11 protein-coding genes are annotated in these 13,307 nt (G+C 40.2%); 9 read left to right on the top strand and 2 right to left on the bottom strand.

Annotation, left to right across the window (positions count from 1 at the left end; translation table 11 throughout):
• Positions 1-71: 71 nt before the first annotated feature.
• Positions 72-923 carry a 3-deoxy-8-phosphooctulonate synthase gene (kdsA, locus tag C2869_RS15885; protein ID WP_108603882.1) on the top strand — a complete coding sequence of 284 codons (852 nt, stop codon included), beginning with the start codon at positions 72-74 and terminating at the stop codon, positions 921-923.
• Positions 924-946: 23 nt separating this feature from the next.
• Here the strand turns inward: kdsA and C2869_RS15880 are convergent, their stop codons facing one another.
• On the bottom strand, positions 947-1,204 hold the full coding sequence (locus C2869_RS15880; RefSeq protein ID WP_108603881.1) for a hypothetical protein: 258 nt from the start codon (positions 1,202-1,204) through the stop codon (positions 947-949).
• A 175-nt stretch (positions 1,205-1,379) separates the two neighbouring features.
• On the opposite strand from C2869_RS15880, the gene C2869_RS15875 reads away from it, so the two are divergent.
• The 5 genes from C2869_RS15875 (at position 1,380) to C2869_RS15855 (ending at position 5,458) form a co-directional block, all read left to right on the top strand.
• A complete protein-coding gene (locus C2869_RS15875; protein ID WP_108603880.1) occupies positions 1,380-2,309 on the top strand; it encodes a transcriptional regulator GcvA in 930 nt (309 codons plus the stop codon).
• Positions 2,278-2,928 carry an alpha/beta fold hydrolase gene (locus tag C2869_RS15870; protein ID WP_199915582.1) on the top strand — a complete coding sequence of 217 codons (651 nt, stop codon included), beginning with the start codon at positions 2,278-2,280 and terminating at the stop codon, positions 2,926-2,928. The genes C2869_RS15875 and C2869_RS15870 overlap by 32 nt, the downstream gene beginning before the upstream one ends.
• Positions 2,921-3,292 carry a DUF423 domain-containing protein gene (locus C2869_RS15865; RefSeq protein ID WP_108603879.1) on the top strand — a complete coding sequence of 124 codons (372 nt, stop codon included), beginning with the start codon at positions 2,921-2,923 and terminating at the stop codon, positions 3,290-3,292. The genes C2869_RS15870 and C2869_RS15865 overlap by 8 nt, the downstream gene beginning before the upstream one ends.
• Positions 3,293-4,351: a 23S rRNA (cytidine(2498)-2'-O)-methyltransferase RlmM gene (gene rlmM / locus C2869_RS15860; RefSeq protein WP_108603878.1), complete on the top strand. Its 1,059-nt coding sequence runs from the start codon at positions 3,293-3,295 to the stop codon at positions 4,349-4,351. It abuts the gene before it with no gap.
• A gap of 564 nt (positions 4,352-4,915) precedes the next feature.
• Complete coding sequence (locus C2869_RS15855; RefSeq protein WP_108603877.1) at positions 4,916-5,458, top strand: YaeQ family protein; 543 nt, start codon at positions 4,916-4,918, stop codon at positions 5,456-5,458.
• 19 nt (positions 5,459-5,477) lie between these two features.
• Here C2869_RS15855 and C2869_RS15850 read toward each other — a convergent pair whose 3' ends face one another.
• On the bottom strand, positions 5,478-6,665 hold the full coding sequence (locus C2869_RS15850) for a class I SAM-dependent rRNA methyltransferase (protein ID WP_108603876.1): 1,188 nt from the start codon (positions 6,663-6,665) through the stop codon (positions 5,478-5,480).
• A gap of 463 nt (positions 6,666-7,128) precedes the next feature.
• On the opposite strand from C2869_RS15850, the gene C2869_RS15845 reads away from it, so the two are divergent.
• Genes C2869_RS15845 through C2869_RS15835 form a run of 3 tightly spaced genes read left to right on the top strand, consistent with a single transcriptional unit; the run spans position 7,129 to position 12,980 of the window.
• Positions 7,129-8,577: a TolC family protein gene (locus tag C2869_RS15845; RefSeq protein WP_108603875.1), complete on the top strand. Its 1,449-nt coding sequence runs from the start codon at positions 7,129-7,131 to the stop codon at positions 8,575-8,577.
• Positions 8,578-8,586: 9 nt separating this feature from the next.
• Complete coding sequence (locus tag C2869_RS15840) at positions 8,587-9,852, top strand: efflux RND transporter periplasmic adaptor subunit (protein ID WP_108603874.1); 1,266 nt, start codon at positions 8,587-8,589, stop codon at positions 9,850-9,852.
• 2 nt (positions 9,853-9,854) lie between these two features.
• Positions 9,855-12,980 (top strand): efflux RND transporter permease subunit, encoded by a 3,126-nt coding sequence (locus C2869_RS15835; protein ID WP_108603873.1) that lies wholly within the window; start codon positions 9,855-9,857, stop codon positions 12,978-12,980.
• Positions 12,981-13,307 lie beyond the last annotated feature (327 nt).

Genomic DNA, 13,307 nt, shown 5'->3' with positions numbered 1-13,307 from the left:
CCAATTTTTAAAAGCCAGGGTTATCGACTCTGGCTTTTTTTATATATTTAAATTGATTAAAAGAGTGAAAAATGGAACAAAAATCGATCTTTGTTAACCAAATTGAAGTTAATAATGATAAGCCATTTGTATTGTTCGGTGGCATGAATGTATTGGAATCTCGCGATTTAGCCATGACAATTGCTGAGGCGTATGTTGAAGTGACGCAAAAGCTCAATATTCCTTATGTATTTAAGGCGTCATTTGATAAAGCAAACCGCTCGTCAATTAATTCGTACCGTGGTCCAGGTATGGAAGAAGGCTTAAAGATTTTTGAAGAGATCAAAAAAACATTTAATGTACCTGTTATTACTGACGTACATGAATGTGAGCAAGCTGCACCTGTAGCTGAAGTCGCTGATGTTATTCAATTACCGGCGTTTTTGGCACGCCAAACTGATTTGGTTAAAGCTATGGCGGCAACCAATGCGGTTATCAATGTTAAAAAGCCACAATTTATGAGCCCAGGCCAAGTTAAAAATATTGTTGAAAAGTTTGAAGAGTGCGGTAACGACAAAGTCATTTTATGTGAGCGTGGATCGTGTATGGGTTACGACAACTTAGTCGTAGACATGCTAGGTTTCCCAGTAATGAAACAAGCATCTAATGGTAGCCCAATTATTTTTGATGTGACACACGCCTTACAGTGTCGTGATCCTTTAGGCGAAGCCTCTGGTGGTCGTCGTCATTTGACCGTTGAACTTGCAAGAGCAGGCATGTCGACTAAATTAGCCGGCTTATTTATGGAATCGCATCCAAATCCTAGCCAAGCAAAGTGTGATGGGCCTTCAGCATTCCCGTTAGACAAATTGGAAGGTTTCTTAAAGCAAATTAAGGCAATAGATGAATTAGTCAAAAGCTTTGATGTACTTGAAATAGAGTAAAAAAGAAGAAAGAACAAGTAGTATTATTCAGCTACTTGTTCTTCTTTAACGTTTTTAACATCTACTTTATTAAAATCAGCTTTTTTCGCTTCTTTAACTAATGCTAATTTAACTTCACTCACGTCAACTTTAACCGCGTTTTCTAATTCGATTGCAATTTCGTTAAGCTCTAAACCGGCATTTAATTTTAATTCTTTTGTTAATTCAGTGTTTTCAGTCGCTGCAAAAGCGTTTAATGCAAACAAACTGGCTAAAAGTGTGATAGATTTAAAAGTTTTCATAATCTGTTTCCTGTATTAGTAAAATTAATGTAAAATTTTTTCTTTTTTGTTAATTATCTGGTCAAAGGTTGTTGCTTTATTACATCTTTCCTTTGATGGGTACAATATAATTGAGCTAAGCATCAATTAAAAATGAAAAGAATTTTATCTTCGCATTAGAAAAACTAATGAATAAATGAAAAGACTACCACCGTTAAATTCGTTGCGTGCCTTTGAAGCCGCAGCTAGACACTTAAGCTTTACCAAGGCTGCCGAGGAATTGTTTGTGACTCAGGCTGCGGTTTCGCATCAAATAAAAGCGCTTGAAGAGTTTTTAGGTATCAAACTTTTCATGCGCAAAAACAGGGCGTTGTTACTGACCGAAGAAGGGCAGTCTTACCATGTTGATATAAAAGCGGTATTTGAGTCCTTGTATGAATCGACAGAGCGTTTATTAGCTAAAGGCGACAAAGGTGCGATAACGGTGAGTTTGCCTGCCAGTTTCGCTATCCAGTGGCTAGTACCGCGCTTAAATTTGTTTTCGACTCAACACCCTGATATTGATGTACGGATTAAAGCTGTCGATATGGACGAAGGCTTACTAACCGATGATGTTGACGTTGCTATTTACTTTGGTCGTGGTAATTGGCCAGGATTAGAGTCGACTAAACTGCATACTGAATATTTGACCCCAGTGTGTTCTCCTAATTTATTAACCTTAGATAAACCACTAAATCGGCCGCAAGATTTAGAGCATCATAATTTACTACACGACAGTAACCGTAAATATTGGAAGTTATGGTGTCGTAAATTTGATTTAAAAAATATCAATGTTAATCACGGCCCCATATTTAGCCATTCCACCATGGTTATTCAAGCTGCGGTATTTGGTCAAGGTGTGGCGTTAGGCCACAGTGTATTGGCAAGACCTGAGCTAGAAGCAGGGCGCCTTATTCAACCTTTTCAAGAAGTACTCATCACCAAAAACTCTTATTATTTGGTATGCCGCTCTAGTCAACGCGATATGGGTAAAATTGCCGTGTTTCGCAATTGGATGTTGACCTTAGTCAAACAAGAACAAGAAGAATTATTAAATGAACAAGACATCATTGAAATTGACGTTTAATGCGCCTAACGACAAAACCGCCATGGCTAATTTGTTATTGGCCCATGGTGCGGGAGCTGGCAGTGACCATGAATTTATGCAATCTATGGCTCAGTTAGTCGCTAGCCAAGGGGTGAATGTTATTTTATTTGATTTTCCCTATATGCAAACGATGCAACAAACCGGTAAGCGCCGTCCACCCGATAAACTGGATAAATTAATCAATAGTTTTTGTCAGCAAGTGACGGAGCTTGATTCTGCTCTCCCTTTATTTATTGCCGGTAAGTCGATGGGTGGCAGAGTAGCGACGCATATTGCTTGCCTGGACAGAATAGCGACCTGTGTCAAAGGCTGTGTAGCCTTGGGCTATCCGTTTCATCCACCGGGTAAACCTGAAAAGTTAAGGTTAGATCATTTTCCAGCAATCCAAATTCCATTAAAAATTATACAAGGTGAGCGAGATACTTTTGGTAACCAGCAGGAAGTAGCCACTTTTCCTTATGCTGAGCGATTCGACATTAAATGGTTAGTTGATGGTGATCATAGTTTTAAACCACGAAAAGCCAGTGGCGTTACCTATCAGGAAAACTTACAATGCGCCGCCAATACTCTTGTTGAATTTATTCAATTACATGTTTAAGTATTTTTTTGCGCTGGCTTGCGTGCTCGGCGGGTTAGCGGTTGTTATTGGGGCATTCGCCGCCCACGGATTAAAACAAGTACTGGATGAATACGCATTAGGCATTATTGCCACGGGTGTGCAATATCAATTTTTTCATAGTTTGTTGTTAGCGCTAGTGGCTTTTATTATGAAATCATACAAAAGTCGTTGCTTAACATTTATTGCCTCGTTATTGGTCATAGGCATTGTATTGTTTGCGGGGAGTTTGTATGCGTTAGCGCTCACTCCTTACACCTGGTTTGGTCCAGTTACACCGCTAGGCGGTCTTTGTTTTATTATTGCTTGGTTTTCCTTAGCTTGGTTTGGAGTGAAAAAATTATAAATGGCTAATTACATACTTTATTGTCGAGCGGGTTTTGAGAAAGATTTGGCTGGCGAAATACAAGCCGTCGCCGCTGAAAAACAAATTTTTGGTTACTGTAAACTTAACGCCAATCAAGGTTTTGTCGAATTTAACGCGACAGAGCATGAACCAGGCTTATTGTTTAAACAAATTAAACTGGATTCACTGATTTTTTGTCGGCAATGGTTTCGTGTATTGGAGGTTTTAAACGACCTAGCAGAAGGTGATCGAATTACGCCAATCGTCGAAGCGCTACAAGGCGAAACCTTTAGTGATTTAACCATTGATTATCCGGATACCAATGAAGGTAAAGAAGTCACTAAGTTTGCTAAAAAGTTTCATTTACCTTTGTCTAAAGCCTTAGAGAAAAAACGCATTTTGCAACGCAATGCAAAACGCACTTTACATTTGTTTATCCAAAGCTCAGACACAATCACGTTGGGGGTGAGCGTAAAAAGCAACGCCAGCCCACATCATTTAGGGATCCATCGCTTGCGTTTTCCTAAAGATGCGCCGAGTCGTTCGACATTAAAATTGGAAGAAGCATTTTTACATTTCGTGCCGGCGGACGAGCGAGAAACGCGCTTAATGCCTGGCATGAATGCAGTTGATTTAGGGGCCTGTCCGGGTGGTTGGACTTATCAACTCGTTAAGCTAGGTATGTTTGTCGCAGCAATTGACAATGGCACCATGAATGAAGATTTAATGGAAACGGGCCAAGTTAAACACTTTATGGAAGATGGTTTTGTTTATCGTCCTAAAAAACAAAATGTTTATTGGTTAGTTTGCGACATGGTAGAAAAACCGACTAAAGTGGCGCGTCTAATGGCTAATTGGCTAGCACGAGGTGATTGTCAAGAAGCGATATTCAATTTAAAGCTACCCATGAAACAAAGGTATCAATCAGTGCAGGATAGTTTCGCAGTTATACGAGATATTCTAGCTGACTACGATATCCGCTATACCCTACAGGGCAAGCACCTTTACCATGACAGGGAAGAAATTACGGTTCACTTACGTACTATTGCTAGATATTAGTACTTTTTCAATTTTATTTTGACTCGTTGAAACAAGGCTAGCTATTTTTGTAGGTTCGACGCTTGCCTGCATGGATAGCAGGTACTTAGGATTTGTCTGGAACAAAATCCTGCGCGTCGTATTTTAAGGCTTTGACGAAGCAGCAGCTTCGATCTACAAAGAATTCAACTGATCATTTCTTTCTGGAAAAGTACTAGTACCTAGTATCTGGCAATAGGTTTTAATGTTTTGCTCGTTTCTATTAGCAATCTAAAAAGTAAAGAGTGCAAGGTTTAAAATCAACACTACGAATAGGCAGATGGTGATAAATTCAACCATTCAAAATTTTTGAGTTAAAGCTCTAATCTAATATTAGGTGTCAACTTTTGCTTACGTTTTTGCATTATTCATTGGCTTAGTTGCATTTTACCAACTAAGCTAATGATAAATATAAGTTATATTTAACAGTTATTTGAGTGGTTGTTGTGAGTGCTGAAACGCTGCAAACTGAATAAAATTCAATGTTGATACAGCTTACAGTTTAACAACAATAGGTGATGGGTTTTTCCAAACTGATTGGTTGATATGTTAGTTAAAGCTAAATTTGATATATCAAGGATTGATGCGGATTATTATGAGCACTTTAGTCATGCGTTGTCCTATGACGATGCGTTTTCGCCTAGCTATTTTATTGAAAAACTGTTGGCGATGGCTATGCTGCATCACAACAATATTCAGGTTAGTCCTAATCTGGTTTATGGCGATAGCCCGGAATTATTTGTAAAACGTAATCAGCATCATTATGAGCACTGGTTTAACGTAGGTAAATTGGAGTTAAGTAGCTTAGAGAAAGCTGAAGCTAAGAGTGATCATGTTTGGCTTTTTTATTGCGAGAGAGATGAAAACCAAAAGTTGCTTAGCAAAATTAATAAACACCCCAAATTACAAATGGTCGAGTTTGAATCTGATTTAATTGAAGGGTTAGCGCGTAATATTAATAAAAATATGGCGTGGACCATTTTAGTTGATCAAGATGAATTAACGGTAGCGACTGAAGCTGCCTATTTTCAAAGCCGCTTTCAAGTTCACCATCCGTTAACGATCCCTGTGGTTGATCTGATCCACTAGTCGCTACAGTTACGATAATTTAGACGACACTAACCACTAAACCTTTCAAATAAAAGCCTTCTGGATAAGCGAGGCCGATTGGGTGGTCTTTTGCTTGGCTGAGCTTTTCTATTATTTTACCTTCTCTACCGGCGTCTAATGCCGCATCGGCAATGATTTTTTGAAACAGTGATTCTTCCATTAAGCCAGAACAGGAAAAAGTTAATAAAGTGCCACCTGGGTTTAATAGTTGAAAGGCTAGCATGTTGATGTCTTTATAGCCGCGACAGGCTCCTTTGAGTTGATTTTTATTTTCAACAAATTTGGGTGGATCCATGACTATGGTATCAAACCGTTTACCTTGCTCCTTGTATTTACGAAGCAGTTTAAACACGTCTGCTTTTTCAAAGGTGACATTATTTGTTAAGTGATTGATCTCATGATTACGTTTGGCTTGTGCTATTGCGGTGGCTGAAATATCGGCATTGGTCACATGGCTAGCACCTGATTGTAGGGCATGTAAACTAAAAGCTCCGGTATAGCTAAAGCAATTTAATACGGTTTTATTTTTGCTATATTGCCCAGCAATAAAGCGACTATCTCGTTGGTCTAAATAAAAACCAGTCTTGTGCCCTTGCTCTATGTCTAGCTCTATTTTTACACCATGCTCTTGGATCACTACTGTTGTCGCTGCGTTATCGGTTTGAAATAACCAACCTTTGCTGGGCGATAAGCCTTCTTTTTTGCGAACATCGACATCGGAACGTTCATAAATGCCAGTGTTAGGAAATATTTGTTTCAACGCTTCAACAATGACAGGTTTTTGGTATTCAGCTCCGGCTGATAAAAATTGTCCGACTAAAACACCGTTATAAAAATCCACAGTGACGCCTGGCAAACCATCTGATTCAGCGGCGATTAATCGATAGCCGTTGCTAACAGGCAAAATTTCTTTTTCGCGTAATATTTTAGCTTTGTTTATTTGCTCAATGAAAAACGCTAAATTAATTTCAGTATTGGCGTTAAACGACCAAGCTCGCGCTCTGATCTGAGATTCAGGAGAATAGGATGCAATACAAAGAAAATCCCCTTTATCGCTATACACCTCAACGGTCTCACCACTATTGGGTTTACCTATGACTTTTTTAATAGCACGTGAAAAAATCCACGGGTGTTTACGTAAAAGCGATTTTTCACGACTGGGCTGTAATATGATTCTGGCTGACATAGGGAAACTTATATTGGCTACTTGGTTGATTAGCAAATGAGTTGCTAACTTATTAAGCGCGCGATTTTACGGCGGTAACACACTAAGAGCAAGACTATAGTCAATGCCGTTAACTCAAACCAGTGTATTCGTGACAGCTATGTTGGTGGCCATGTTAACTTATTGGCGTTCATGCTTGCAGAGCCTGTACTCAATCCTTATCAGAGAACATTTATATTTTACAAAATGGCGGAGTTTTAAATTAAAAGGTAGTTTTTGTATATAAATGATAGAAATAAAGCTTGTCGCTTAAAATTACATGACAAAATGTAACGTGAATGTAAGTAATTTAGCGCTTTTTTACGTAAACCCGTGGCGAACTAAGTTTATGTAAATTTTGGTAAAAATAGATATTAAGCTTTTATAGCGGTGATAACATCGCTTTCGTTGATTTGTTGTTTTGTATAAATTTGCTAAAAAGCCTATGTTGTCTATTGCGTCAAATGCGCGTATTAAGTTTTCAGTAATTACATGTACCATATTATCTTTACTGGTGGTTGGTTGTGGTTCTGTGTCTGATTTTCATCATGAACCATCGGTAAATTTACAGGCGCCCAGCCAATTTTTAAATTCATCATCTGAAGCTTCATCAATAGTAGAACCGCGTTTAATGTGGGGTTTTACTATAGACAAACCTTTGCAAGAATTATTAGACAAAGCGTTAACGGAGAATCGGCAAATCAAAGTGGCTGCAATCAAAATGCAGCAGGCTTTGTTGGATACCAAGATTGATCAAGGTGAACAATTGCCTAAAGCCGACATTAGCTTATCCCGCCGCCATGACGAGTCAATAAACAACCAAGCTGAAAAGTCTGCTTCTGGTAAAACTAGCCTAGGGTTAACTTTAGATTGGCAAGTGGATTTATGGCAGCGCTTAGCAGATGACGAAAAAGCCAGTCGCTTAACCGCTCAGGCGCGTCAGCTTGATTTACAGGCCGCGCAGCAAAGTATTCAAGCGCAGGTTATTACCGCTTGGTTTGATGCGGTAGAGCAGCAAAAGTTATATGAACTTAATCGTAATAACGTCGATAATCAAAAACGCCGTATCGATATGTCGTTTTTACGCTTGGACAATGGTTTAGCCGACAGCGTTGATTTACGTAATGCTCAAACGCAATTACTGCGCTTAGAGGCCAGTGCGCAAGATATTATCGCCAGAAGAAATGACGCCTTGCGTAAGTTGTCGACCTTTGTCGGTTTATACCCTTCGGCTCAACAACTGTCGTTAGAGCAGTTGCATTTTCCTACTTTATCGCCGTTGAAAATTGATAATAAAGTCAATTCTATTTTAGTTAATCGTCCTGATATTCAAGCGGCCGAGGCAAGTTTGTTAGCGTCTGGGTTTACTTGGAACGCGACTGAAAAACAAAAATTACCCTCGTTAAAATTAAATTATCGAATTGGTGTTACGCAAGACAGTGGCGCTCGACTGTTTGATTTGGACTATTGGCTAAATCAGGTGACAGCCTCATTAACCCAGCCTATTTTTTATCGTGATGTATTAAATGCGAAAGCGGATAAGGCTAAATTGCAGCACGAACTGCAGTTGCAAAATTATCAAACCAGTCTATTGAATGCTTGGCGAGATATTGAGAACAGATTGGAGTCGGAACATATTCTGACCACGCGCTATACCTATTTGGCTAAGGCATTAAAGCAAGCTAAAGCAGCCGAATTACAGACAGAAAATCATTATGTGCAAGGCTTAGCCACTAGCTTTGAATTACTTAGCGCCCAGCGCACACGGATCTCAGTCGAAACAGAACTTGTTAGATTGGTTTCTTCACGAATTAAAAATCGGGTTCAACTTTCACTCGCGTTAGGATTGCCTCGTTTAAATGCGCCAGCTGTCGTTCAAGCCGAGGCTGCTTAGGAATTAGATATGTTTAAAAAAAGATTAGTTAACGCATTGCCTTTGTTGATTATTGTTTTGCTCACCGCAACCAGTTTATACATGCTTGACGTATTTAAGCCTGAAGCGGAAAAACGCCAGTATCGTCCTAAAAAGGTCAAGGTGTTTGTACAAACGTCCAATGTTGAGTCGACTCAATTGTTTGCTTATAGCCAAGGTGAAGTGGTTCCCAAACAGCAAATTGATTTGCGAAATAAGGTTGAAGGGCAGGTGGTGTATATTGCCCCAGAATTTGTTGCCGGTGGTCGGTTTAACAAAGGCCAAGTTTTATTTCAAATTGATCCGCGTGATTACGAACTGGTTGTCATCCAACGTGAAGCTAAGGTTGCACAGGCCAAACAAAATCTAGCTAAAGTTGAAGCGCAATCCAAGATAGCGCAAAACGAATTGGCTCAATTAGGGCGAGATAATGCCAATGATTTAGCAAAGTGGTTACCTCAGCTAGAGCATGCGCGCTCTGAAGTTAAATCGGCACAAGCGTCATTAAGTCAGGCGCAATTGGACTTAGAGCGTACTAATGTTGTCGCGCCATTTGACGGGATAGTGCGCAATGAAAATGTCAGTATTGGTTTATATGTCACGCGCAATAGTAATACCGCGACTTTGTATGCTAATGACGTGATGGAAGTGAGTTTGGCATTAAGTGGTAAACAACTCGATTTAATTGATTTACCTTTAAATTATTATGTGGGTGATTATGCATCTGGCGTCGATGTTGAATTGTCGACAGAAATCGGTGCTAAAACCTTAACTTGGCAAGGTAAAATTGTCCGTACGGAAGCCGCCTTTGATAGCCGAACGCGGACATTAAATGCCATTGCGGAAGTCAAAGTAGAAGGTAAAACAACAGATATAGTGCCGGGGTTATTTGTTAGTGCCAAAATATCAGGCAAACACGTTGCGCAATCTACCGTACTAGCCCGAACGGCATTGCGTAAAAATAATGAAATTTGGTTAGTTGATAACCAAGATAAACTGCAAGTGAAAACGGTTGATTTAATTTTTCGAGATAACGAAAAAGTCGTGATCACAGGACTAGATGATAATACGCGGGTTATCACTTCAGCTTTAGCGGTGGCAACGCCGGGTATTTTAGTCAAAGCATTAGATGATGGTTCACAAATAACCGCAGCGAACAAACCTAAGCGTAAAAATAAAAAGAATAAAAATAAAACAAAGCAAACGCAGTTAAAGGATAAAAAGAGCCTTAATATTTCGCAACAGGGCGGGGTTTAACTATGAATGGTTTTCTTGCATGGTGGGTTAAAAACCCCATCGCCGCTAACTTGTCGATGATCACCTTAATTGTAGCGGGTATTGTCAGTTACTTTTTTGGTGTTGAAAAAGAGCCTTTCCCGACAGTTAAACTCGCCATTATGGATATTTCGATGCGCTGGCAAGGCGCAGGCCCTAGAGATATTGAAGATCAAATTATTATTCGCTTTGAAGAATCAGTTAAAAATGTAGAAGGCATTAAAAGTATCGTTTCTCGCGCAAGTGAAGGGCGAGCGCGCATTACCATTACAGGTAAAGAGCGAGTTGATAGACGTAAATTTGCCGATGAAATCCGCGAAAAAATAAATTCAGTTAATGGTTTACCGAGTGATGCTGATCGTCCGGTTGTCACAGAGCGCACGAATCGTGATGAAATGATCCGTATTGCGTTACACGGCAATGTTTCTCGCGAGAAATTAGCCGCGCTAGCACAAGATATTCGTCGTCAAGTGTCAAACTTACCTTTAATTTCCACTGTCTGGCTTAGAGGGGAAGGTCGCCAAGAAATCGCAATTGAGATCACCGAGCAAGCCATGAGTCATTACGACATTAGTATTGATGAAATTGCCACGGCGATCCGTAACTCTTCAATTAATACTTCAACTGGCACAGTGCGGGATGAAGCCGGCGTGCTCATGCTCAGTGTGCGCAATCGAGCTGACTTTCAGCAAGAGTTTGAAGATATTATTGTCCGGCAAAACCAAGATGGCGCAAGTCTGTATTTGAAAGACGTGGCCAAAGTAAAAGATGGATTAGCAGATACTAACTACATTTCAAACTTTGATGGTGAAACCGCGATCTTGATCGACATTATGAATACTGACTACATGGATATTCCTAAAATGTCGAAATATGTTCGCGACTATGTTGAGAAAAAACAAAAGCAATTGCCCGATAATATTTCACTCACCATTTGGTCAGATTGGAATGACGCCTACCAAAGTCGCTTAAGCACGATATTTAACAGTGCCATGAGTGGATTGATATTAGTTTTTGTCCTGTTACTTTTATTTTTACAACCTAAAGTCGCATTTTGGGTAACAGCGGGTATTGCCACATCATTTGCCGCCAGCTTTGCCTTGTTACCCACAATGGACGTTTCACTTAATATGCTTTCGCTATTTGCCTTTATGATGGTGATTGGCATAGTGGTTGATGACGCAATAGTGATTGGCGAAAGTGTGCATTTGGCGCATGAGGCTGGCCATCATGGCGATGATGCGGCGATTTTTGGTGTGAGTCAGGTGGCCAAACCGGTTATCTTTGGCGTACTGACCACTATGGTGGTATTTGCGCCTATGGCGTTTTTGCCAGGCAGTACTGCAGAGTTTACCCGAGCTATCTCGATTGTTGTGGTATTGGCTTTGTCTTTTTCGTTATTTGAAGCGTTACTGATTTTACCTTCTCACTTACGTCATTTAAAAGATCAACACACGGCTGAAAAGCCTAGCCGTTTACAGGTTATTCAAGATAAATTCGCTCATAGCCTTGATGTACTGAATAGCCGATTATATTTTCCGTTAGTTAAATTTATATATGCACATAAATACAGCGTGGTGTTTGGATTTATTGGCGCTTTACTTATCGGTATCAGCCTTTTACAAAACAATTATATAAAGCAATCGTTCATGCCGCAGATAGCGGACGATAAAATTCGAGTTGAAGTGACTTTGCCTCCAACTGTAACACATGAGCGTATGCTGCAAGTGCTACAGCAATTGCAATACGGCCAAGAGCAATTAATGGAGTACGCGGCTGAGATTGGCAGTGGCTTATTAGTTGAACATGATTATACGCAAATGTGGGATAGCCGAGTGGTTAGTTCCATGAAGCTAGTGCATTTTGAAGACAGAGCGATTGATATTCAAACCGCGGCTGATAAGTTACAAGCCTTTATTGGTGAGATCCCAGACGCCGAGGAAATTCAGCTAAAAGCCACCCTTAATACTAAAGAGCCGCGTATAGGATTTACCGTTAACTCGAATGATATTGAAGCGCTAAAAGATGCTGTTAGTGATTTTAAAGCCCACTTAGCCACCTATGAAGGTGTGCATATGTTGCGCGATAATCTTGATAAAGGCAGCCAAGAGATGGTGTTTAGCCTGAAGCCAGGTGCTGAAACCTTAGGCTTAAATTTAAAAGAGGTGAGTAAGCAAATAAAGCAAGCCTACTTTGGTCAAGAAGTGCAACGTTTACCAAGGGTTGGCGGTGATGTGCGAGTTAAGATTATGTACCCTCGCTCAGAGCGAGAATCAATTGACACCTTAGCCAATTTAAAAATTCGTACTCGTGACGGCCGTGAAATACCATTAATGTCTGTAGTCAATTTTGAGATCCGCCCAGGGATCCAACGTATATACCGTCGCGATGGTCAAAAATTGGGCTATATCTATGGTGAATATGTTGGTGAAGACCAAGCTGCGCTAATGCAAGATATACAGAAGAATTTTGTACCAGAGTGGAAGTTACGTCATCCTAACGTTGATTATGGGCGCGGCGAACGCAGTAAAGATGAGAGTAATTTCAAACAAACTGTTATTTTGCTAGAAGGCTTAGCATTAATGGTGGCTTATATGCTGATGGCCATTGCGTTTCGCTCGTACGTGCAACCTTTCTTAATTATGTCAGCCATTCCATTTGGTTTTTTAGGTGCGCTAATTGGTCACTATATTCATGACACAGCATACGGTATGTTTTCTATGTTAGGGATCTTGGCCGCGTCAGGCGTTGTGATAAACGATAACCTAGTTTTAGTGGACGCCATTAACCGTTTTCGACAACAAGGGCTTGATGCCAAAGAGGCGGTGATGAAAGCCTGTAGGCTTAGGTTTAGGCCAATAGTCTTAACCTCGTTAACGACCTTTATTGGTTTAATGCCAATGCTGTCAGCACAAAGTGTACAGGCTCAATTTTTAATTCCTATGGTGGTGTCTTTAGCTTATGGTGTTCTGGCCGCGACTATTGTGACTTTAATTTTTGTGCCTTGCTTGTATTGGAGTTGTGGCGAATTAAATCAAAAATGGCAAAACTATAAAGCGAAAGTGAATAATCAAGAAAACCAAGCTAACCAAGATACCTCTCAGGCCTAGTTGTAGGCGAACATTTATGTTTGCTTAGCCTGCAAGTCAAACCTTGTCGGTGAACATTCATGTTTGCATAGCCTGCAAACCAAACCTCGTGGGCGAACATTTATGTTTACACAGCCTGCAAAGCAAACCCTTGTGGGCGAACATTTATGTTTGCAAAGCCTGCAAGTCAAACTTTGTGAGCTAACATTTATGTTTGCACAGCCTGCAAGTCAAACTTTGTGAGCGAACATTTATGTTTGCACAGCCTGCAAACCAAACTTTGTGGGCGAACATTTATGTTTGCACAGCCTGCAAGTCAAACTTTGGTCGAGTAGGCCGAGGGAGCTT

This window comes from Saccharobesus litoralis (genome assembly GCF_003063625.1).
Lineage (GTDB): Bacteria > Pseudomonadota > Gammaproteobacteria > Enterobacterales > Alteromonadaceae > Saccharobesus > Saccharobesus litoralis.
The sequence above is the reverse complement of the archived record's forward strand: the minus strand, read 5'-3'. Positions and strand labels throughout refer to the sequence as shown.